At 61.5% G+C, this 22,609-nt stretch carries 19 protein-coding genes; 12 read left to right on the top strand and 7 right to left on the bottom strand.

Annotated features, from left to right (window positions below; genetic code table 11):
- The first annotated feature begins 72 nt into the window (after positions 1-72).
- From alr to HX815_RS08400, 4 genes are all read left to right on the top strand, one after another.
- Entirely contained in the window at positions 73-1,149 is a 1,077-nt protein-coding gene (gene alr / locus HX815_RS08415) for an alanine racemase (RefSeq protein ID WP_003208753.1), read from the top strand.
- A 116-nt stretch (positions 1,150-1,265) separates the two neighbouring features.
- Positions 1,266-1,814, top strand: coding sequence for a cupin domain-containing protein (locus HX815_RS08410; protein ID WP_003208755.1), 549 nt, complete (start codon positions 1,266-1,268; stop codon positions 1,812-1,814).
- Positions 1,815-1,996: 182 nt separating this feature from the next.
- A complete protein-coding gene (locus tag HX815_RS08405; protein WP_008439417.1) occupies positions 1,997-2,413 on the top strand; it encodes a cytochrome c5 family protein in 417 nt (138 codons plus the stop codon).
- Between the two features lie 135 nt (positions 2,414-2,548).
- Complete coding sequence (locus tag HX815_RS08400) at positions 2,549-4,471, top strand: acetyl-CoA hydrolase/transferase family protein (RefSeq protein ID WP_177028056.1); 1,923 nt, start codon at positions 2,549-2,551, stop codon at positions 4,469-4,471.
- A gap of 130 nt (positions 4,472-4,601) precedes the next feature.
- Here HX815_RS08400 and HX815_RS08395 read toward each other — a convergent pair whose 3' ends face one another.
- Together HX815_RS08395 and rep are read right to left on the bottom strand one after the other, a co-directional pair.
- The gene (locus HX815_RS08395) at positions 4,602-5,174 is read right to left on the bottom strand and encodes a xanthine phosphoribosyltransferase (RefSeq protein ID WP_008439415.1); all 573 of its coding nucleotides are present in this window, start codon (positions 5,172-5,174) and stop codon (positions 4,602-4,604) included.
- A gap of 57 nt (positions 5,175-5,231) precedes the next feature.
- Positions 5,232-7,241 carry a DNA helicase Rep gene (gene rep / locus HX815_RS08390; protein WP_008439414.1) on the bottom strand — a complete coding sequence of 670 codons (2,010 nt, stop codon included), beginning with the start codon at positions 7,239-7,241 and terminating at the stop codon, positions 5,232-5,234.
- A 267-nt stretch (positions 7,242-7,508) separates the two neighbouring features.
- Between rep and HX815_RS08385 the strand changes: the two genes are divergently transcribed.
- A complete protein-coding gene (locus HX815_RS08385; protein ID WP_008439412.1) occupies positions 7,509-9,179 on the top strand; it encodes a bifunctional diguanylate cyclase/phosphodiesterase in 1,671 nt (556 codons plus the stop codon).
- 128 nt (positions 9,180-9,307) lie between these two features.
- On the opposite strand, the gene HX815_RS08380 is transcribed toward HX815_RS08385, so the two are convergent.
- Positions 9,308-10,711 (bottom strand): NorM family multidrug efflux MATE transporter, encoded by a 1,404-nt coding sequence (locus HX815_RS08380; protein ID WP_008439410.1) that lies wholly within the window; start codon positions 10,709-10,711, stop codon positions 9,308-9,310.
- A gap of 152 nt (positions 10,712-10,863) precedes the next feature.
- On the opposite strand from HX815_RS08380, the gene HX815_RS08375 reads away from it, so the two are divergent.
- Both HX815_RS08375 and HX815_RS08370 read left to right on the top strand, forming a co-directional pair.
- Positions 10,864-11,784, top strand: coding sequence for a LysR substrate-binding domain-containing protein (locus HX815_RS08375; protein WP_003208769.1), 921 nt, complete (start codon positions 10,864-10,866; stop codon positions 11,782-11,784).
- Between the two features lie 178 nt (positions 11,785-11,962).
- Entirely contained in the window at positions 11,963-13,939 is a 1,977-nt protein-coding gene (locus HX815_RS08370) for a methyl-accepting chemotaxis protein (protein WP_008439409.1), read from the top strand.
- Between the two features lie 117 nt (positions 13,940-14,056).
- On the opposite strand, the gene HX815_RS08365 is transcribed toward HX815_RS08370, so the two are convergent.
- Positions 14,057-14,980 (bottom strand): ABC transporter six-transmembrane domain-containing protein, encoded by a 924-nt coding sequence (locus HX815_RS08365; protein WP_177028055.1) that lies wholly within the window; start codon positions 14,978-14,980, stop codon positions 14,057-14,059.
- A gap of 114 nt (positions 14,981-15,094) precedes the next feature.
- On the opposite strand from HX815_RS08365, the gene HX815_RS08360 reads away from it, so the two are divergent.
- A complete protein-coding gene (locus tag HX815_RS08360) occupies positions 15,095-15,679 on the top strand; it encodes a TetR/AcrR family transcriptional regulator (protein WP_177028054.1) in 585 nt (194 codons plus the stop codon).
- Here the strand turns inward: HX815_RS08360 and HX815_RS08355 are convergent.
- Both HX815_RS08355 and HX815_RS08350 read right to left on the bottom strand, forming a co-directional pair.
- A complete protein-coding gene (locus tag HX815_RS08355) occupies positions 15,666-17,162 on the bottom strand; it encodes a YifB family Mg chelatase-like AAA ATPase (protein WP_003208777.1) in 1,497 nt (498 codons plus the stop codon). The genes HX815_RS08360 and HX815_RS08355 overlap by 14 nt on opposite strands.
- A 97-nt stretch (positions 17,163-17,259) precedes the next feature.
- Entirely contained in the window at positions 17,260-18,168 is a 909-nt protein-coding gene (locus tag HX815_RS08350; RefSeq protein WP_003208779.1) for a LysR family transcriptional regulator, read from the bottom strand.
- 263 nt (positions 18,169-18,431) lie between these two features.
- Here HX815_RS08350 and cfa point away from each other — a divergent pair, with 263 nt between their 5' ends.
- Positions 18,432-19,514, top strand: coding sequence for a cyclopropane fatty acyl phospholipid synthase (gene cfa / locus HX815_RS08345; protein WP_003208781.1), 1,083 nt, complete (start codon positions 18,432-18,434; stop codon positions 19,512-19,514).
- 52 nt (positions 19,515-19,566) lie between these two features.
- Here cfa and HX815_RS08340 read toward each other — a convergent pair whose 3' ends face one another.
- The gene (locus HX815_RS08340; protein ID WP_371103568.1) at positions 19,567-19,776 is read right to left on the bottom strand and encodes an accessory factor UbiK family protein; all 210 of its coding nucleotides are present in this window, start codon (positions 19,774-19,776) and stop codon (positions 19,567-19,569) included.
- Between the two features lie 473 nt (positions 19,777-20,249).
- On the opposite strand from HX815_RS08340, the gene glnK reads away from it, so the two are divergent.
- The 3 genes from glnK to HX815_RS08325 all read left to right on the top strand — a co-directional run bounded on the left by glnK (position 20,250) and on the right by HX815_RS08325 (position 22,598).
- Complete coding sequence (gene glnK, locus HX815_RS08335) at positions 20,250-20,588, top strand: P-II family nitrogen regulator (RefSeq protein ID WP_002555808.1); 339 nt, start codon at positions 20,250-20,252, stop codon at positions 20,586-20,588.
- Positions 20,589-20,622: 34 nt separating this feature from the next.
- A complete protein-coding gene (locus tag HX815_RS08330; protein WP_008439352.1) occupies positions 20,623-21,963 on the top strand; it encodes an ammonium transporter in 1,341 nt (446 codons plus the stop codon).
- Positions 21,964-22,172: 209 nt separating this feature from the next.
- Positions 22,173-22,598 (top strand): secondary thiamine-phosphate synthase enzyme YjbQ, encoded by a 426-nt coding sequence (locus tag HX815_RS08325; RefSeq protein ID WP_003208787.1) that lies wholly within the window; start codon positions 22,173-22,175, stop codon positions 22,596-22,598.
- Positions 22,599-22,609: the final 11 nt, after the last annotated feature.

Here is a 22,609-nt window from a genome sequence, read left to right as displayed (position 1 = left end):
TCCTCTCCCGGTGCCTGCGTTGTCAGCGGGTACCGGTTTTTTCTTCCCACCGCCGCCTAGAAGCCTGCCGCCATGCGTCCTGCCCGTGCCCTGATCGACCTCCAAGCCCTGCGCCACAATTATCAACTGGCCCGTGAAGTCACGGGTGGGGCCAAGGCCCTCGCCGTGATCAAGGCCGATGCCTACGGCCACGGTGCCGTGCGTGTTGCCCAGGCGCTGGAAGCCGAGGCGGACGGGTTTGCCGTGGCCTGCATCGAGGAAGCGCTGGAGCTGCGGGCCGCCGGGATTCGCGGGCCGGTGCTGTTGCTCGAAGGTTTTTTCGAAGCCGACGAGCTGCCGCTGATCATCGAGCATGATTTCTGGTGCGTGGTGCATTCGCTGTGGCAGCTGGACGCGATTGAACAGGCGCAACTCAGCAAGCCGCTGACCGTCTGGCTCAAGCTTGATTCGGGCATGCACCGCGTTGGCTTGCACCCCAAGGATTATCACGACGCTTACCAGCGCCTGCTGGCCAGCGGCAAAGTCGCGAAGATCGTGCTGATGAGCCACTTCGCCCGCGCCGATGAGCTGGACAGCACCAGCAGCGAAGAGCAAGTGGCGGTGTTTGAAGCGGCGCGCCAGGGCTTGTCGGCCCAGGTCAGCCTGCGCAACTCGCCGTCGGTGCTGGGCTGGCCGAACGTTTCCAGTGACTGGGTACGCCCGGGCATCATGCTCTACGGCGCCACGCCGTTTGGCGAAGGCCAGGCCATCGCCGCGCGTTTGCAGCCGGTGATGACCCTCGAATCGAAAGTCATCTGCGTACGTGAACTGCCGGCCGGCGAACCTGTGGGCTACGGCGCCAGGTTCATTACCCCGAAACCGATGCGCATCGGGGTAGTTGCCATGGGCTACGCCGACGGCTACCCGCGCCACGCACCCACCGGCACCCCGGTGCTGGTGGCCGGCCAGCGCAGCCAGTTGCTGGGCCGTGTGTCGATGGACATGCTGTGTGTCGACCTGACCGACGTGCCCCAGGCCGGGCTCGGTTCCACCGTCGAATTGTGGGGCAAAAACATCCTCGCCAGTGACGTTGCCACCGCCGCCGACACCATTCCGTACCAGATCTTCTGCAACCTGCGCCGAGTGCCACGGCTCTATTCCGGCGCTTGAGCGGCACCCACGAATGGCAGATCCCGGGATTTAGGCCAAAGTGTTGTAAATACTGAACGCTGTCGCCATGATAACGCTCAATTACAACAACGCCTGAATCCTAGGAGGCTCCTGCATTGGACGTCGGCGAACGACTGCAATCCATCCGTAAACTGAAAGGTCTTTCCCAGCGTGAGCTAGCCAAGCGCGCGGGCGTCACCAACAGCACCATTTCGATGATCGAAAAAAACAGTGTCAGCCCCTCCATCAGCTCCTTGCGCAAGGTGCTGGGCGGCATTCCCATGTCGATGGTGGAGTTCTTTTCCGAGGAGATCCTCCAGGAAAAACCGACCCAGATCGTCTATAAAGCCAATGAGCTGATCGATATCTCCGACGGCGCCGTCACCATGAAACTGGTGGGCCGCGCGCACCCGAGCCGGGCGATTGCGTTCCTCAACGAGATCTACCCGCCAGGTGCTGATACCGGCGAAGAGATGCTCACCCACGAGGGCGAGGAAACCGGGATCCTGGTAGAAGGTCGCCTGGAACTGGTGGTCGGCCTTGAAACTTTTGTGCTCGAAGCCGGCGATAGCTACTACTTTGAAAGCACCAAGCCGCACCGTTTTCGCAATCCGTTCGAAGTGCCGGCGCGACTAATCAGCGCAGCCACACCCGCGAACTTTTAAGAAAAGAGGCGTCCTGCCTATGTCGCAGAGACGCCCGTAGCAGCATTCTGCCTTGCTGAATCTCCCCTTGGTTAATAGGGTTGTTTCGGCGGGGCGGGCTAACCGTTATACTTTCGCCGCCTGCGAAACCGTGGCCGCAGGCGTGAATAGCCACCATTGAGGGTGAACGCGTGAACCTAATTATGAAAATGCTGGCTGCACCAGCAACCGTACTGGCCCTATGGGCTGTCAGCGCTCAAGCTGCGACCAATGATGATATTGCCAAGCGCCTGGAGCCTGTAGGCCAGGTGTGCGTCCAGGGGCAAGAGTGCAAGGGGATGGAAGTGGCAGTGGCTGCGGGCGGCGGCGGCGGTGCGAAATCGCCGGATGACGTAATCGCCAAGCACTGCAATGCTTGCCACGGTACCGGCCTGTTGGGCGCACCGAAAATCGGTGACACCGCCGCCTGGAAAGACCGCGCGGACCATCAGGGTGGCCTCGATGGCCTGCTGGCCAAGGCCATTACCGGTCTGAACGCCATGCCGCCAAAAGGCACCTGCGCCGATTGCTCGGATGCCGAGCTTAAAGGCGCGATCGAGAAGATGTCGGGGCTGAAATAAACCGATCTTCGCCAAAAGAGCCGCTGACCAGCGGCTTTTTTGTGCCCGCGATTTGCTTTTTGAGGCTGTTCTTTGCAGCAAAGACCCGGCAAGCTCGGTCCAACCCCAATTCATGGAATGTTCGGGAGAAGTCGGATGGTGCAGTTGTGTTCAATCGAGCAAGCAGTCGACGACGTACTGGCACGGCTGCCGGCGCATATTCACATGGGCATGCCCCTGGGCCTGGGCAAACCCAACCTGTTCGTCAACGCGCTGTACCGGCGTATCGCCAAGTTGCCGGACCGGACGCTGACCATCTACACAGCCCTGGCGCTGGGTCGCCCTACCTTGGGCGATGGTTTGCAGAAGCGCTTTCTCGAGCCCTTTATCGAACGGGTCTTCGGTGACTATCCCGAGCTGGACTTCCTCGCCGCACTGCGCAAGGACAGCCTGCCGTCGAACATTCACGTGCAGCAGTTCTTCATGCAGCCCGGCAGTTTGCTCCACAGCCTTTCGGCGCAGCAGGATTACGTCAGCAGCAACTACAGCCACGCTGCCCGTGATATCAATGCCGCCGGCCTGAACCTCGTCGCGCAACTGGTGGCCAGCAGCGCCGAACATCCGGATCGCCTGAGCCTGAGCTGCAACCCCGACATCACCCTCGACCTGTTGCCGATGATCGCCAAGCGCCGCGAGGCCGGTGAAACCATCCTGGTGGTGGGCCAGGTTCACAGTGATTTGCCCTACATGCCCGGCGACGCCGAGCTGGGCATGGATGAGTTCGACTTCCTGATCGACGAGAAGGACAGCACCACGCTGTTCTCCACCCCGAACATGCCGGTGGGTTTCCAGGATCACTTTATCGGTTTGCACGCCAGCACCCTGGTGCGCGACGGCGGTACCTTGCAGATCGGCATCGGCTCCATGGGCGATGCACTGACTGCGGCCTTGCTGGCGCGCCAGGCCGATAACGAGGCGTATCGCCTGTTGCTCACCGACCTGGATGTGTACCAATGGGCACCGCTGATCAGCCACGAAGGCGGAGTCGCGCCGTTTGCCCGTGGGCTGTACGGTTGCAGCGAAATGTTCGTCAATGGCCTGCTGGTGCTGGCCGATGCCGGGATTGTGCGGCGCAAGGTATACCCGGACGTCGCGACCCAGGAGCGGGCCAACGCCGGCACCCTGGACGAAGCGGCACAGACCGACGGCATCTCTGTGCATGGCGGCTTCTTCCTCGGGCCTCGTAGCTTTTACGAGCGTTTGCGGGACTTGCCGCAGAGCAAGCGCCTGGAATTCAACATGACCCGCATCAGCTACATCAACGAGCTGTACGGCCAGGAAGAACTCAAGCGTTTGCAGCGCCTGGATGCGCGCTTCATCAACAGCGCGTTTACCGTGACCCTGTTGGGCGCGGGCGTGGCCGACCAGTTGGAAGACGGCCGCGTGCTCAGCGGTGTTGGCGGGCAATACAACTTTGTCGCCCAGGGCCATGCGCTGGAAGGCGCGCGCTCGATCCTGATCCTGCGCAGCTGGCGCGAATCGGGCGGCGAGGTCAGTTCCAATATCGTCTGGGAATACGGCCACTGCACGATTCCCCGGCACCTGCGAGACATCGTCATCACCGAATACGGCATCGCGGATTTACGCGGGCAGACTGATGCCAGGGTGATCGAGGCGCTGCTGAATATCACCGACTCACGGTTCCAGGAAGATTTGATCGAACAGGCGCAGAAGGCCGGGAAGTTGCCGAAGGATTTCCAGCTGGATCCGCGGTTTGCCGACAACACGCCGGAGCGTCTGCAGGGGATTCAGGCGCGGCATCCACGGCTGTTCCCGGAGTATCCGCTGGGCAGTGACTTCACGGATGAAGAGCGGGATTTGTTGCGGGCGTTGAACTGGCTCAAGAGCAAATTCAAGCTGACGGAGATTCTGGAGCTGGGCAAGGCAGCGCTGGATGCACCGGAGCCGGAAGCGTTTCCCGAGCATTTGGTACGGATGCGACTGGATAAGCCGGAGGGGTTGAAGGAGGACTTGTATCAGCGCCTGTTGCTAGCGGGCCTACAAGCTACCGCGCACTAGAAAACACAGGAGATCAAATGTGGGAGCGGGCTTGCTCGCGAAAGCGGTGGATCAGTCGACCTATCCGGTGACTGACACACCGCTTTCGCGAGCAAGCCCGCTCCCACATGTTTAACCGTGCCCGCACCGATTACTCGATAAAGGTCACAACCCCACCCGCCAACGACTGCACCCGCGCCAGCGATTCAACCCGATAACCCTGGGCATCCAGCTCCGCACGGCCACCCTGGAACGACTTCTCGATCACGATCCCCAAACCTGCAACGGTCGCGCCGGCCTGTTTGATGATCGAGATCAGCGCCTGGGACGCCTTACCGTTGGCCAGGAAGTCGTCAATGATCAGCACGCGGTCGCTGCTGGTCAGGTGGCGCGGGGAAATCGCCACGGTGCTTTCGGTTTTCTTGGTGAAGGAATACACCGTCGCCGACAGCAGGTTTTCGGTCAGGGTCAGGGACTGTTGCTTGCGGGCGAAAATCACCGGCACGCCGAGGTTCAGGCCGGTCATGATCGCCGGTGCAATGCCCGAGGCTTCGATGGTGACGATCTTGGTGATCCCCGAATCCTTGAACAACGCAGCGAACTCGTCACCGATCAGTTTCATCAGCGCCGGGTCGATCTGGTGGTTCAGAAAGGCGTCGACCTTGAGTACCTGATCGGAAAGCACGATGCCTTCTTCGCGAATTTTCTTGTGCAGTGCTTCCACGAAAGCTTCCTCTGTTGGCGCAACACGCGCCGAAAGTAGATTAAAAAGTAGTCGATTCTAGCGCTTTAACATCGCGCGTATATCCGCCAGGGCGGTGTTGCCGCGAACGGCTTTGACTTCGGTCGGTGTGTCGTCGTTGCCTTCCCAGGCCAGGTCGTCCGGCGGCAGTTCGTCGAGGAACCGGCTGGGGGCACAATCGATGATCTCGCCGTACTGCTTGCGCTTGGCGGCAAAGGTGAAGGCCAATGTCTGACGCGCGCGGGTAATGCCCACGTAGGCCAGGCGCCGTTCTTCCTCGATGGTGTCGGCTTCGATGCTGGAGCGGTGCGGGAGGATTTCCTCTTCCATGCCCATGATGAACACGTAGGGGAATTCCAGGCCCTTGGACGCATGCAAGGTCATCATCTGCACGCCTTCGGCGCCGTCTTCCTCTTCCTGCTGGCGTTCAAGCATGTCCCGCAGCACCAGCTTGCCGATGGCGTCCTCGACGGTCATCTCGCCTTCTTCGTCCTTCTCCAGGGTATTTTTCAACGCCTCGATCAGGAACCACACGTTGCCCATGCGGTAATCGGCAGCCTTGTCGCTGGAGCTGTTGGTGCGCAGCCAGTTCTCGTAGTCGATGTCCATGACCATGCTGCGCAGGGCGCTGATCGGGTCTTCGCCGGCGCACTGCTCGCGCACCTTGTCCATGAAGCGCTTGAAGCGCGCCAGGCGGTCGGTGAAACGAGTGTCGAGGTGCTCGCCCAGGCCGATTTCGTCGGTGGCGGCGTACATCGAGATCTTGCGTTCGGTGGCGTAGTTGCCGAGCTTTTCCAGGGTAGTCGAACCGATTTCCCGGCGTGGGACGTTGATCACCCGCAGGAAGGCGTTGTCGTCGTCCGGGTTCACGATCAGCCGGAAGTAGGCCATCAGGTCTTTCACTTCCTGGCGTCCGAAAAAGCTGTTGCCGCCCGACAGGCGATACGGAATCTGGTGGTGCTGCAGCTTCAGCTCGATCAGCTTGGCCTGGTAGTTGCCGCGGTACAGGATCGCGAAATCGCTGTAGGGCCGGTCGGTACGCAGGTGCAGCGTGAGCAGTTCGACGGCCACGCGCTCGGCTTCGGCGTCTTCGTTGCGGCAGCGGATCACGCGGATCTCGTCGCCGTGGCCCATCTCGCTCCACAGTTGCTTTTCAAACTCGTGGGGGTTGTTGGAGATCAGCACGTTGGCGCAACGCAGGATGCGGCTGGTGGAGCGGTAGTTCTGCTCCAGCATCACCACTTTCAGGGACGGGTAGTCGTCCTTGAGCAGCATCAGGTTTTCCGGGCGGGCGCCGCGCCAGGCGTAGATCGACTGGTCGTCATCGCCCACCACGGTGAACTGGTTGCGCTTGCCGATCAGCAGCTTCACCAGCAGGTATTGGCTGGCGTTGGTGTCCTGGTATTCGTCCACCAGCAGGTAGCGGACTTTGTTCTGCCACTTTTCGAGGATGTCGGCATGTTCCTGGAACAGCTTCACCGGCAGCAGGATCAGGTCGTCGAAGTCCACCGCGTTGAACGCCTTCAGCGTGCGCTGGTAGTGGGTGTAGACAATGGCGGCAGTCTGCTCCTTGGGGTTGCGCGCAGCTTCCAGGGCTTCGGCGGGCAGGATCAGGTCGTTTTTCCACGAGCCGATCATGTTCTTGATCTCGTCGACGCCGTCGTCGCCCGCGTATTCCTTCTGCATGATGTCGGTCATCAGCGCCTTGACGTCTGTCTCGTCAAAGATCGAGAAGCCCGGCTTGTAGCCCAGCCGCACGTGCTCCTTGCGGATGATGTTCAGCCCCAGGTTGTGGAAGGTACACACGGTGAGGCCACGGCCTTCGCCACCCTTGAGCAGGGTGCCGACGCGCTCTTTCATTTCCCGCGCCGCCTTGTTGGTAAAGGTCATGGCGACGATGTACTGGGCACGGATGCCACAGCTCTGGATCAGGTGCGCGATCTTGCGGGTGATCACGCTGGTCTTGCCGGAACCGGCACCGGCGAGCACCAATAGAGGGCCGCCGACGTAGTTCACGGCTTCTTGCTGCCGGGGATTGAGTCGGGACATACGAAATTCAGGAGGTCATTGATCAAAAGGGCGGGCATTTTAACAGGCTGGCAAGATTCTGCTGCCTCTGAACGACAGTGTGACGTACCACTCGATCTAAATTTGCCGGTTTTGTTACTTTGCCGCAGGATGTGCAGGGTATTTAGGACTATTGTTCGGTCTAGAGCTGCACAGTGCGCATTTGATAACCCATATCATTGGTCATTATCGGGGCGCGCGTCATAATGCCCGCCGCCAACGAAATTTTGCAGAGTCTAGGGAGCTAGCTTGTCTACGCCTGTCGAACCCTTGCGTTTGCTGCTACTGGCCGATGAGCCAGCGTGGGCAGCGTTATTGCGCGAGTGCCTGGCGCCGATGGGCGACGGAGCTGTGCTGATCAGCGCGCCAAACTGGGAGTCTGTGAGCAACCTGTTCGACGACGATCACAGCGCGGTGCTGTTGACCACGGCCAACCTTCAGCCCGGCCCCGGTCGCTGCAGCTTGCCAACGGTATTGCTGTTGGAAGAGGAACCCCTGGTTTCGCCCCTCGGCGTCAGCGACTGGCTGATCCTGAATGCATTGGATGTCGATACATTGCGCCGTTGCCTGCGGCATGTGCGCGAGCGCGGTGTGCTGGAAAACACCCTGCAACGCCTGGCCGAACAGGACCCGCTGACCGGTATCGCCAACCGCCAGGGCTTCCAGACCCTGCTGACCGCCCGCCTGGCGGAAAACGAAGGCCGTGGCGTTGCCCTCGGCCACCTCGACCTGGACAACTTCCGTCACGCCAACGACGCCCTCGGCCACCAGGCCGGCGACCGGCTGATCCTGCAAGTGGTCTCGCGGCTCAAGAGCCAGCTGGAGGCCGGCGATCAACTGGCGCGCCTGGGCAGCGACGAATTTGCCCTGCTGATCGACACCCGCCGTGCGCCCCAGCGCGCCGAATGGATGGCCGAGCGCATCGTCGAAGCCATGGCCGAACCCTATTGGGTCGATGGCGAAAGCCTGCTGATCGGTTGTAGCCTCGGCGTGGCCCATGCCCGCGCCAAGGCCGGCGCCGACCCGTTGATGTGGCACGCCCACATCGCCATGCAGCAAGCCAAAAGCACCCAGGGCTGCACCTTTCATATCTTCAACGAACGCATCAACCGCAATGCCCGCAGCCTCGCCGACCTTGAAAGCGAGCTGCGCCGGGCGTTGCGTCGTGACGAACTGGAGCTGCATTACCAGCCCCGCCTGGACCTCGACGATGGGCATATCGTCGGCCTGGAAGCACTGGTGCGCTGGCGCCACGGTGAGCGCGGCCTGTTGCCGCCGAGCGAGTTCGTGCCGCTGGCCGAGCAGAGCGGCTTGATCGTGCCGCTGGGCTACTGGGTGATTTCCCGGGCCCTGCGCGACATGCAGGACCTGCGCGAACGCGGGATTGCGCCGTTGCACATGGCGGTCAACCTGTCGTTCCGCCAGTTTCAGGACAGCCAACTGCTCAGCACCCTCAGCCGGCTGATTGCCGAGCGCGGCGTGGAAGCCCAGTGGCTGGAATTTGAGCTGACGGAAACCGCCGTGATGCGCCGCAGCGACCTGGTCAAGCAGACCATGGATGCGCTGGGCCGCCTGGGTGTGCGCTTTTCCCTGGATGACTTTGGCACCGGCTTTTCGTCGTTCGTGCACCTCAACAGCCTGCCGATTGCCTTGCTGAAGATCGACAAGAGCTTTGTCGGCGGCATGGAAGAGCGCGAAGAGAATCGCAAGCTGGTGCACGCCATGATCAACCTGGCTCATAACCTGAACCTGGAAGTGGTCGCCGAGGGCGTGGAAACCGCCGAGCAACTGGCGTTGCTGCGGTTGTTCGGCTGCGATCAGGCCCAGGGTTACCTGATCAGCAAGCCGTTGCCGTTGGCGGAACTGGTGGACTACCTGACGTTTGGTGACAGCCAGGAACTGGTGGGCGGCGTGATCTGATGTTGTGAACCCGATCAAAAATGTGGGAGCGGGCTTGCTCGCGAATGCGGTATTTCAGCCAACCAATTCATGGCTGACCCACCGCATTCGCGAGCAAGCCCGCTCCCACATTTGACCGAGTACAGCCGTTACTCCGGCTGCGCGGCTTGAAATCCTTGGTGGGTTTCAGGCTCCTGGCGAATCATCCGCTTCATCTTCCGTTCAAACGCCCAGGTCAGGCTGACTGCCGCGCACGCCAGGCCCAGGGCCAGGCCCCACCAAACGCCCGTCGGCCCCCAGCCGAGATTGAACGCCATCAACCATGCGGCCGGTGCGCCGATCAGCCAGTAGCAGCCCAGCCCGACCAGGAAGGTGGTCTTGGCATCCTTGAGTCCGCGAATGCAGCCCATGGCGATGGTCTGCACGCCGTCGAACAGCTCAAACCATGCGGCCACCGCCAGCAGGCTGACGGCGAGGTTGATCACGTCGCGAAACGCCGGGTCATGCTGGTCGAGGAACAGGCTGATCAGTTGGTGCGAGAACAACCACAGCACCGCTGCAAAGCCCAGCATCACCACTGCGCCAAAGCCTATGCCAACTCGCCCGGCCAGCCGCGCTTCCAGCAACTGCCCAGCACCATAATGCTGGCCGATACGCATGGTGATCGCGTACGACATGCCCGCCGGCACCATGAACGCCACCGACACGATCTGCAGGGCGATCTGGTGCGCAGCCAATTGCGTACTGCCCATGGTGCCCATGCACAGCGCGGCGAACGCAAACAGCCCGACTTCCACCGCATAGGTGCCACCAATCGGCAGGCCCAGGCGCCACAGTTCCCGCAGGTAATGCAGGTTGGGCCGCAGCAGACCCTTGCGCAGCGGATACGCGTCGTAGGCACGGTTGTATTTGATGTACCAGATCAGCGCCAGGGCCATGCAGTTGGCAACGATGGCGGTGACCAGGCCAATGCCCACCAGCCCGAGTTTCGGCAGGCCGAACATGCCTTCGATCAACGCGTGGTTGAGCAGGTAGTTGATCACCGTGCCGCCCAGGCTGATCACCATCACCGGCGTGGCCTTGCCGATAGCGCTGGTGAAGCCGCGTAGCGCCATGAACGTCAGGTAGCCGGGCAGGGCGAACGGCAGGATGGTCAGGAACTGGCCGGCGGACGCGACGTTGGTTTCGGTCTGGCCGAACATCAGCAGCACTGGCTTGAGGTTCCACAGCAGCAAACCAGCCACCAGCGCCATCAACCAGGCCAGCCACAGCCCGGCCTGGGTCAGGCGGGTGGCGCCTTCGATGTCGCCGGCGCCCTGGCGGATCGCGACCAGCGTGCCCACGGCAGCGATCACGCCGATGCAGAAAATCGACACGAACGAATAGCTCGCCGCCCCCAGGCCGCCGCCGGCCAGGGCCTCGGGGCTCAGGCGGGCCATCATCAGGGTGTCGGTCAGCACCATCAGCATGTGGGCCAACTGTGAGGCAATCAGCGGCCCTGACAGCCGCAGAATGGCCCAGAGTTCGGTACGTGCCGGATGCTGCATGATCATCACGCTCAAAAAGTCAGGGAAGGGTGGAAGGGTTGATTCTCGGTGCTCACAGCGCATTGCACAAAGGGATAAATCCGATGGTTCGCATGATTAAAACTCATGCCTGAATGATTCTGGTAGGGTTTCGATATTGCGCCGTCGGAGTTTTCGCCATGTCTCGTCGTCTTCCTCCTCTTTACGCCTTGCGCGCGTTTGAAGCTGCGTCCCGCTACAACTCGTTCACCCGGGCGGCGGAAGAGTTGTCGATCACCCAAAGTGCGGTGAGCCGGCACATTCGTACCCTGGAAGAGCATTTCGCCTGCCGCCTGTTCCAGCGCAGCGGCCGCACCTTGCAACTCACAGAGGCGGCGCGCCTGTTGCTGCCGGGCGTGCGTGAAGGCTTTGCGGCCCTGGAGCGCGCCTGCCATACCTTGAATGCCGAGGACGACATCTTGCGCATGAAGGCGCCGTCCACCCTGACCATGCGCTGGCTGCTGGCGCGGCTCAGTCGCTTCCGGCACCTGCAGCCGGGCAATGAAGTGCAACTGACCAGCGCCTGGATGAGCGTCGATGAGGTGGATTTCAACCAGGAACCATTCGATTGCGCGGTGTTGCTGAGCAACGGGCATTTCCCGCCGGACTGGGAAGCCAGCTACCTGTTTCCGGAGTTGCTGATTCCGGTGGGCGCGCCGAACCTGTTGAGCGACGGACCCTGGGACGTTGCACGCCTGGCCTCTGCCGAGCTGCTGCACCCGACGCCGGACCGGCGTGACTGGCGTAACTGGCTGGAGCGCATGGGGCTGTCATCCCAGGTTTCGCTCAAGGGCGGGCAGGTGTTCGACACCTTGGAGTTGGGCATGATCGCCGCCGCCCGAGGGTACGGCGTGTCCATGGGCGACTTGCTGATGGTGGCCGAAGACGTGGCCCAAGGCCGCCTGAGCCTGCCATGGCCCACCGCTGTGGCCAGTGGGGAAAATTACTATCTGGTGTGGCCGAAGACCCGGCCGGGTGGCGAGCGTTTGCGACGGCTGGGTGACTTTCTCCAGGGCGAAGTGCAGGCCATGGAATTGCCCCAGGTCGAGCGCCTCGACTGAGTGGATTGCGCACCGGCCAGCAATCGTTTGCGCGATACCCCTGTGATTCGCTCAAGTATTGAGCCTGCCCGCCGAAGTAGGGTTGTTGGAACTACCGTTCTGCAACGTTTCCCCTATTAGAATTTTGCCGAGCAGCGCTATGAGATCAGGATGATCCTGGCCTCGGCCAGGAGCCTTCATGTCTCAACCTCGCGCCCGGATTGCCTCTCAACTGGGGCTTGCCCTCGCCGTGATACTGGCTGTCGTCATCAGCGGCAGCACGGTATTCGCGTTGCGTTCGCTGGATTCCGCCAACCTCGACACCCGCGAGGAGCACCTGGCCAGCGAGGCCCGCTTGCTGGCCGACCAACTCAATACCTTCCACAGCACCTTGCGCGAAAGTACCCAGCGTTTGAGCGGGCTGTTTGAAAAGCGCTTCAGCGCCGGCTTGAGTACGCGCCCTGAGCAACCGGTGACGGTGGCGGGCGTGCAGACGCCGGGCCTGTACCTGGGCGAGGAAGTGCTCAACAACAACTTCGCTGAAGTCGATGAGTTCAAGCAGATGTCCGGCGGCGTGGCGACCTTGTTCGTACGCAGCGGCGAGGACTTTATCCGCGTCAGCACCTCCCTGACCAAGCAGGACGGCAGCCGCGCCATCGGTACGGCGCTGGATCACCAGCATCCGGCCTATCAACGCTTGCTGGGCGGGCAGGGCTACGTTGGCCGTGCGGTATTGTTCGATCGCTCCTACATGACCCAGTACAGCCCGGTGCGGGACGCCAGCGGCAAAGTGATTGCGGTGCTGTTTGTCGGCTTCGACTACACCGATGCGCAGAACGCCCAGTTCGACAACCTCAAGCGCTTCCGCATCGGCCAGACCGGTTCCCTGGCGCTGCTGGACGAACAGAAGCACTGGCTGGTACCGCCCGCTGGCGTGCAGGCGCTGGATCAGTCGATTCCGGTGATGCTCGACCTGGCCGCCAAACCTGGAAAAGGCCGTTTCTGGAGCGACAAGAACGAAGACTTCTACAGCGTTGCCGTGCCGTTTGAAGGCGGCCCGTGGTCGGTGGTGGCGAGCATGCCGAAAGCCGAAATTCGCGCGGTGACCTGGTCGGTGGGGATTCGCCTGGCGATCGGCAGCTTGCTCGCGATGCTGCTGGCGGTGGGCGCGGCGGTCTGGTTGCTGCGCAGCAAGTTGCAGCCATTGGGCGACCTGGTGCGTCAGGCCGAAGCCCTGGGCGCCGGTGATTTGAGCGCACGGCTGAACGTTTCCAGCCATGATGAAATCGGCCAACTAGCCCGCAGTTTCAACCAGATGGGCGAAGCGCTGTCGACCATGGTGTCGCATATCCGCAAGGCGGCTGAAGACGTGAACAGCCGCGCCCAGGCACTGTCGGGGTTGTCCGGCGGTGCGTACGAAGGCATGGAGCAACAGTCCGGCGAGATCACCAGCATGGCCGGCGCGGTGGAAGAGTTCAGCGCCACCTCGCTGAATATTGCCGACAACATGGGCAACACCGAACGCCTGGCGCAGGACAACGCCCAGCAAACCAGGATCGGCCGCACCTCGATGCAGGAAGCGTCGTCGTCCCTGGAACACATCGCCACCGCGCTGAACAGCACGGCCACGGTGATCAACACTTTGGGCCAGCGCTCCCAGGAAATCGGCGGGATCGTCGGGGTGATTACCGCGATTGCCGAACAGACCAACCTGCTGGCGCTCAACGCCGCCATCGAAGCGGCGCGGGCCGGTGAGCAGGGGCGCGGGTTTGCGGTGGTGGCCGATGAAGTGCGCAACCTCGCATCGCGCACTCGTCAGGCCACGGATGAGATTTCCGGGATGATCCAGAGTATCCAGCAGGAAACCGGCAACGCCATCAGCACCATGGAGCAAGGCAACGTGCTGATGCAGGAAGGCCTGGCTCGCAACGCTGACGTCGCCTCTGCGCTGGCGCGGATCGACGAGCAAAGCCGCTCGGCGGGCCAGCAGTTTGCGGCCATTACCACGGCGACCCAGGAGCAGAGCAGCACGGCGACCCTGCTGAGCAGCAACTTGCAGAGCATCGCCCTGGCCAACAGCGAGCAGCGTGAAGTGGTGTCCAACCTGGCGATCACCGCCAAGGAACTGGAGACCCTGGCGGCGGGCTTGCGGCATGAGGTTGACCGGTTTCGTTGATTGACTGTTCGGGCCTCATCGCGGGCAAGCCCGCTCCCACAGTTGACCGTGTTGTTCTGGAGTACGCGGTCCACTGTGGGAGCCGGGCTTGCCCGCGATGACGGCCGATTCGACGCGTCAAACGTCGGATCGGTCGCCCAGCCCCGGGTCCACACGCTTGCCAATGTCCTTGAGTCGCGCCAGTTGATCAACCATCCCTGGCGCTTCATCCAGGCTGCTGACAAAGGTCCACAGGTAAGTCATCACCGCATACACATGGCCGGCCTTGACCGCCGGCGACAGCGCCAACTGGCTGATGGCGACCACAAACAACAGCGCCGCCAGCGTGCCGATAAACAGGAACGCTGCGGCCTCGCGGTCCGACAGCCAGATGCGCAGGCGTGACAGCACCTGGTAGTGGCGCTGCAAGGTCTGTGCGCCGACCGTTTCCACCAGGCCGATTTCCTTTTCCAGGCGGTCATTCAAGCGCTCATGCAGTTCCTGATTGCGCCGGGCGAAACGTGGCAACAAGGTTGTGCACAGCACCAGCGCCGTCAGGCACGCCAGGCCGATCCACGGCTCGATCACCAACAGCATCACTGCCGCACCGACGATGGAAACCAGCGCCGTCGCGATGATCGGCACGTGTTTTTCGAAGAAATCCACAAAGTCCCGCGCCAGCACTACCCGCGCCGCTGCCCTTGAGGTGCTGTGGTTTTGCAGGCGCTGGTTGAGAATCACCGGCACCGCAAGGTCCGCGTAGATACGGGTGAAGGTGCGCGTATCCAGCGCCCGTCGCGCCGCCCCGACCACCCAGAACGCCAGCACCACGGCGGCGTAGAACAGCGCGCTGCCGGCATCGCCGCGGATGATCGAGTCCACCGCGAACCCCGCAAACAGTGGGTAGGCCAGCAGCAATGCGTTCTCCAGGGCCACCAGCGACAAGGTGCAGAACAACTTGCCGGGATAGGCCTTGGCGATCGCCTTGAGGGTTTGGCTGGCGGATTGTTGCCCGATCTTTTTGCTTTCTTCGATCAGGATCTGGGGTGTTACGGATGACATGGGGTGCACCGAGAGTGAGATAAACGCTATTATTGAGCGACTGCTCAAGTATCCTTGAGCGACCGCTCAAAAAGCAAGCGCCGTCGATCTGCCGGTGCCTGAAGGAAAAGCCTCATGTCGCGTATCGACCGTAAAGACCAGATCATCGCCGCCGCCCTGGAGCTGTTTCGCAGCAAAGGGTTTGCCGATGTTTCCACCCGCGACCTGGCGGAGCATGCCGGGCTGTCCCGCAGCCACGTCTATCACTACTTCAGCGACTGGAAAGAGCTGCGCCGCGAAGCGTTCGTGCGGTTCGCCAACGAGCAACTGGACGAGGTGAGGGCGCCGCTGGTGGATCTGCCGCCATTGGAAGCCCTCGAAGGGTTCCTGCGTGACTGCCTGCCCTCCACGGCAGACGCCGGTTGGGCGCTATGGCTGGATGCCTGGGACGAAGCCATGCATGACGAGCCATTGGCCCAGGCTTACCTGGTGATCAACGCCCAGTGGCAAGCCATGCTCGCCGAGATCATCGAGCACGGTGTGGCAGCCAAGGTGTTTCGCTGTGAGTCGCCCAAGCGCGCTGCGCGACAACTCTTTGCCGTAGCGATGGGCTATGCCGATGACTTGTTGCTCAAACCCTCCGTTGAATCCGCTGAAGCGGTGATGGATGAGGTGATGGAAGTGGCGGGGCTGCTTCTGGCGTTGCCTAGGACGCGCTAGCAGGGCGGTACTGCAAGGCCTCCGCCAGATGATGGCGGGCGATGGCTTCCACTTGTTCCAGGTCGGCCAGGGTGCGGGCGACCTTGAGCAGGCGATGGGCCGCCCGCAACGACAGCGTCAGCCGTTCGCAGGCGCTTTCCAGCCAGCCTTCATCAGCCTTTTCCAGTTTGCAGTGCTGGCGTAGCCCCGGCAGGTCGAGAAACGCATTGGCGCAGCCCTGGCGCCGTTGTTGGCGGTCCCGGGCATCGGCGACGAGGACGGAGGCGCTGGCGGTATCATCACCGGACTGTATGCCCGGGTTCAGCGCGGTGCTTTCCCGGGCGACGGTCACGTGCAGGTCGATCCGGTCCAGCAGCGGCCCCGAGAGTTTGTTGCGATAGCGCTGAATCTGCTCCGGCGTGCAGCGACAGCGCCCACTGGGCTCGCCCACATAGCCGCAAGGGCAGGGGTTCATTGCCGCCACCAACTGAAAGCGCGCCGGGAAACGCACCCGGTCGCGGGCGCGGGAAATCACGATATGCCCGGACTCCAGCGGCTCACGCAGCACCTCCAGGACCTTGCGATCAAACTCCGGTAACTCGTCGAGAAACAACACACCGTGATGGGCCAGGGTGATTTCCCCCGGCTGCGGTTTCGAGCCACCGCCCACCAGCGCCGGGCCGGATGCCGAATGATGCGGCTGGCGAAATGGCCGGTGTGGCCAATGGCTCAGCGGCGCCAGGCTGACCACCGATTGAATCGCCGCCACCTCCAGCGCTTCCTGTTCACTCAAGGGCGGCAACAACCCTGGTAGACGGCTGGCGAGCAAGGTCTTGCCGGTGCCCGGTGGCCCGCTGAGCAACAGGTTGTGGGCGCCCGCCGCAGCGATCAACAGCGCACGCTTGGCCGCCAGTTGGCCCTGCACTTCACTCAGGTCCGGGTAGGGTTTGTTCAAGTACATCAGGCCACTGGAAACGAAGGGCTCTATCGGCACGTGACCGTTCAGGTGCGCCACCACTTGCAGCAGGTGATCCACGGCAATCACCTTCAACCCCGAAGCCAGGCAGGCTTCCTCGGCATTGGCCCGTGGCACGATCAAGGTGCGCCCGACCTTGCGCGCCGCCAGGGCTGCCGGCAACACACCTTTCACCGGCCGCACCTCACCGGACAGCGCCAGCTCGCCCAGGCATTCCACGTTATCGAGGGTCAGCGCCGGTACCTGCACGCTGGCGGCGAGAATCCCCAGGGCAATCGCCAAATCAAAACGCCCGCCGTCCTTGGGGAGGTCGGCGGGTGCGAGATTGAGGGTGATGCGGCGGGACGGGTATTGCAGCGCAGAATTGAGAATGGCGCTGCGCACGCGGTCTTTGCTTTCCTTGACGGCGGTTTCCGGCAGGCCCACCAGCGTCAGCGACGGCAAGCCGTTGGCCATGTGCACCTCGACAGTGACGGCGGGCGCTTCGACGCCTATCTGGGCGCGGCTGTGGACGATGGCGAGTGACATGCTGGTTCCTTGAAATGAGTGGCCGCTTCCTGCGGTTTTTCAAGGGTAGTTGAGTGATGGCGACGCGCGGCGGCGAGGTTTTACAGAACGTATCGCGCTAGCGGTCCGACGGCGGCACACACAGAAACTCTTTCGCCAGCGTCAACCACGCCTGCGCCGCAAACGACAACTTGCACTGCCGACGCCACGCCAGCATCAGCCTCCAGTTCAGGGCCGGCGACTGTATTTCCGCGATGCTGAACTGGCTCGCATCAAGGGTTTCGCAGAATGCCCGGGGCAGCAGGGTGATGCCCACGCCCAGTCGTACCAGGGAGGCGATAAAGTCCCATTGGCTGCTGCGGCCACTGATCCGCGGCTCAAAACCGGCTTGTGCACAGGCATCAAGTACGAATTGGTTCAGGGTGAAGGTGTCATCGTAAAAGATGAATTCGCAGGCTTGCAGTTCGCTCAACTCCACCGAGCTGCGGCCTTGCCAGGGCGAGTCATGGGGCGCGAGCAGGCACAGTGGCGATTCGAACAGGGGCATGGATTCGAATTCGGACCAGATGTCCGCCACGCGCGGCGAGTCCAGGATGGTGCCGAACTCCAGCGTGCCCTGGCGCAGATCCTGGATGGTGATATTGCCGCCGCTTTCGAACAGTTTCAGTTCGATCTTCGGGTAACGGGCGTGATACTCCGCAAAAATCGGCGCCAGTGCGAGGTGGGTGGAGGGCGAAAGCCCCATGCGCAGGGCGCCGCGCCCGACATGCTGCAAGTCTTGCAGCTCTACCGTCATTTCATCGTGCAGCGCGATCATTTCCTTGGCGCGCTTGAGCACAATTTCCCCGGCGTCCGTCAGGGTGAAGCGTTTTCCCATGCGGTCGAGCAGCTTCAGGCCCAGGCTCGACTCCAATTGCTGCACCATCTTGCTGACTGTTGGCTGGGTCAGGTGCAGCTTCACAGCGGCTTTGGTAAAGCTCTGCTGGTCGACGACTTCTACGAAATAACGGAGCGCCCGGATGTCCATCTTGCATTCCAATTTTGCATGGTTTTCATAATATTAATTCATTATATCTTTAAAAAATGGCTGGATAAGATTTGTTACATCTGTTCCCAGCCAGCGCTTCCATGACGCCTTAAGGGCCTTGCCAGACGCTTCCATGGCCAGATTTCTCGCAGTGTATGAATCAAAGGCAACGCTATTTCTGGAGAGCAACTGTGCTTAACAAAACGCGTCATTCTTTTTCCGGTTCTGATGAGATGTCTCAGGGAGCGCGCTTCGTTAAGGAGTTGCTGGCGCAGGCGCAGATCGAGGTCAACGGGCCATCGGCTGCCGATATGCAACTGCACCACAGTGCCACATTTGATCTCGCCCTGGCCAAGGGCAATCTGGGCCTTGGCGAAGACTACATGGATGGCGGCTGGGACGCCGAGGCGCTGGATGAGTTTTTTTTCCGCCTCATGCGCTCCGGCGTGATCGACCAGGCCAACCCGGCCACCTTGTTGTTTCACGCGTTCAGCTCCCGCTGGCTGAACCTGCAAAACAAGAAACGCGCCTGGCAAGTCGGCGAAGCACATTACGACCTCGGCAATGACTTCTACGCACGCATGCTCGACTCGCGCATGACCTACACCTGTGGCTACTGGAAAGATGCCACCACCCTGGAGCAGGCGCAGTTCGCCAAGCTGGACCTGATCTGTAAAAAACTGGGGCTCAAGCCGGGCATGCGCGTGCTGGATATCGGCTGTGGCTGGGGCAGTTTCATGAGCCATGCGGCCGAGCACTATGGGGTCGAGTGTGTCGGCGTGACCATCTCCAAGGAGCAGGCGGAGTGGGGGCGGGCCAAGTATTCACATCTGCCGATCGAGTTTCGTCTGCAGGACTATCGGGATATCGACGAGCAGTTCGACCATATCGCCAGTGTCGGCATGTTCGAGCATGTGGGGCGCAAGAACCATCGGGCGTATATGGAGGTCGCCAACCGCTGCCTGAAAGACGATGGGTTGTTCCTGCTACACACTATCGGCAAGAACCAACGCAACAGCACGCCGGATCCGTGGATCGACAAATACATCTTTCCCAACGGTGATTTGCCCTCGATCGGGCAGATCGGCGACGCCATGGACGGGTTATTTGTTGCCGAGGATTTGCACAACTTTGGCGCCGACTACGACAAGACGCTGATGGCCTGGTGCGAAAACTTCGAACTGGCGTGGCCGGATTTCGCAGACACCTTTGGCCAGCGTTTCTACCGGATGTGGCGCTATTACCTGCTGTCGTGTGCAGGGGCGTTTCGCGCGCGGGATATCCAGCTGTGGCAGTGGGTATTGTCGAAGAAGGGGGTTGTCGGCGGGTATCAGCGGGTGAGCTGAGGGTTGCAACGGTTTAACGGGGACAGGTGAAACCTGCCCCGGTTGGGCCGGCTTATTCGGCGGCAGGCGTCAATCGCGCTTCCAGCTCCGCCACCTTGGCCTCAAGGCTTTCCAACCGCGCCCGAGTGCGCGCCAGCACCACCATCTGGCTATCAAACTCTTCCCGGCTTACCAGGTCCAGCTTGCTGAAACCGCTTTGCAGCAGTGCCTTGAACTGGCTTTCAATTTCATTGCGTGGCAGCGGCGTGTCGCTGCTGAACAGGCGGGAGGCGTGGCCGCTCAGGGCGTCGAGGAGGTCTTTGGGCGCGAGCATGGGAAATCGTCCGGAAAATCTGTTGGCCGGCAGTGTATCACGCAGCGTCTATAGTCTTTTCCAGCCCCTGCGGCGCACGCTTTTCGCGCATGAGGACGGGCGGTCGCGCACCGTTTTCGTGCGTATCTTCGCTGTCGTGGCGCCCGGTAGGTGGGCACAGGCGAACAAAGGACTGATTTCAGTGATTTTTACGGAGCTGGCAAGCTTTCTGCTTAGACGATCATGACCCATGCACTGATGCAGTCGCTGTGACGATGCAGTGCGCCGACGGACCAGCGGTACATGTTTCGTCACCAGTGGTTAGCGAGCGTCGCAATGGCAAATGCCAGGGCGACGAAGCGTTACAAAGCCAGGCACTGCGCTTAGACTTGAGACGGGTTTGTTTTCCTGGGGCAAGTCCACCAATTCGGGAGAGAGTTTTCATGAAGCTAGTCACTGCCATCATCAAGCCGTTCAAGTTGGACGATGTACGCGAGTCACTGTCCGAGATCGGCGTGCAGGGCATTACCGTTACTGAGGTCAAAGGCTTCGGTCGGCAGAAGGGTCACACCGAGCTGTATCGCGGCGCGGAATACGTGGTCGATTTCCTGCCAAAGGTGAAGATTGATGTCGCCATTGACGACAAGGATCTTGACCGGGTTATCGAGGCGATAACCAAGGCCGCCAACACCGGCAAGATCGGTGACGGCAAGATCTTCGTGGTCAATCTGGAACAGGCTATTCGCATCCGTACCGGCGAAACCGATACCGACGCAATCTAAGCCGCCAAACCCCAACGCCCCAGGAGAAAACAATATGACTCTGCGTAAATTCGCAGGGCTAGGAGCCCTGTTGTCCCTCGTAATGCCGGCCCTGGCCATGGCGGCGGACCCAGTACCTGCTCCAGTCCTCAATTCCGGCGACACCGCGTGGATGCTCACGTCCACCGCGCTGGTGCTGTTCATGACCATTCCAGGCCTCGCGCTGTTCTACGGCGGCATGGTTCGCTCCAAAAACATTCTTTCCGTGATGATGCAGTGCTTTGCCATCACCGGCCTGATCACCATCCTGTGGTTCGTGTACGGCTACAGCATGGCGTTCGACACCACCGGTATGGAAGCAGGCGTCGTCAACCTCAACTCGTTTGTGGGTGGCTTGTCCAAACTGTTCCTCTCGGGTGTGACCCCGGCCAGCATCACCGGCCCGGCGGCGTTGTTCCCTGAGGCCGTGTTCGTGACCTTCCAGATGACCTTCGCGATCATCACCCCGGCGCTGATCGTCGGTGCATTCGCCGAGCGGATGAAGTTCTCCGCGATGCTGATCTTCATGGGCGTCTGGTTCACCCTGGTCTACGCACCGATCGCCCACATGGTATGGGGCGGTCCGGGTTCGTTGCTGGGCGACTGGGGCGTGCTGGACTTCGCAGGCGGCACTGTGGTGCACATCAACGCCGGTGTGGCCGGCCTGGTAGCGTGCCTGGTACTCGGCAAGCGTAAAGGCTTCCCAACCACCCCAATGGCCCCGCACAACCTCGGTTACACCCTGGTGGGCGCGGCCATGCTGTGGGTCGGCTGGTTCGGCTTCAACGCCGGCTCCGCTGCTGCGGCCAACGGCACTGCCGGCATGGCGATGCTGGTGACCCAGATCGCTACCGCTGCTGCGGCCCTGGGCTGGATGTTCGCCGAGTGGGTCACCCACGGCAAGCCGAGCGCACTGGGCATCGCCTCGGGTGTGGTTGCGGGCCTGGTGGCAATCACCCCAGCCGCTGGCACCGTGGGCCCGATGGGCGCCCTGGTAATCGGCCTGGCTGCCGGTGTGGTGTGCTTCTTCTGCGCCACTACCCTGAAACGCAAACTGGGCTACGACGACTCCCTGGACGCCTTCGGCGTGCACGGTATCGGCGGTATCCTCGGCGCGATCCTGACCGGCGTGTTCGCCGCACCGTCGATGGGTGGCTTCAACGCCGCTACTACCGACATTGCCGCACAGGTCTGGGTTCAGGCCAAAGGCGTCGGCTTCACCGTCATCTACACCGCTATCGTGACGTACATCATCCTCAAGGTGCTGGACGTGGTGATGGGCCTGCGGGTGACCGAAGAAGAAGAGGCGGTTGGCCTCGATCTGGCGCAACACAACGAGCGCGGCTACAACTTGTAAGTACGCGAAAAAAAGATGCCCGGCTTGCCGGGCATTTTTTTGCCTTGGGTTTGTCTGTGGCTAAAGGTGTATGGGTTTTTTTGCGACTTTGTGATGGGATCCGCACTGCACTTTTCAGTGTGCGAATGTCTTACAGGCATGTAGGCGTATTCGGCACTTTGTTTTTTCCCTGAGCGCGCTAGAATGCGCGCCGATAGGCGGAGAACTGTATGTGGCAACAGACCCTGATAACCCTGCGGGCCAAGCCCCGGGGCTTTCATCTGGTGACGGACGAGTTGCTCGCCGGCCTGCCTGAATTGAAGGCCTGTCGGGTGGGACTGTTGCATTTGTGGCTGCAGCACACCTCGGCCTCGTTGACGGTCAACGAGAATGCCGACCCGGCGGTTCGCCGTGACTTCGAGCGTTTTTTCAATGCGCTGGTGCCGCAAGGCACGGCGGGATATGAACACAACGACGAGGGTCCGGATGATCTGCCGGCGCACTTCAAGGCCAGTCTGCTGGGCTGTCAGCTGAGTTTGCCGGTAAGGGCCGGCCGCTTGGCGATGGGGACCTGGCAAGGTGTTTATCTGGGCGAGCACCGTGATCATGGCGGTGCTCGTAAAGTCCTCGCCACCTTGCACGGTGATGGGGCATAAGCCACTGGTTA

It is taken from the genome of Pseudomonas sp. E6002 (assembly GCF_013385565.1).
GTDB lineage: Bacteria > Pseudomonadota > Gammaproteobacteria > Pseudomonadales > Pseudomonadaceae > Aquipseudomonas.
The sequence above is the reverse complement of the archived record's forward strand: the minus strand, read 5'-3'. Positions and strand labels throughout refer to the sequence as shown.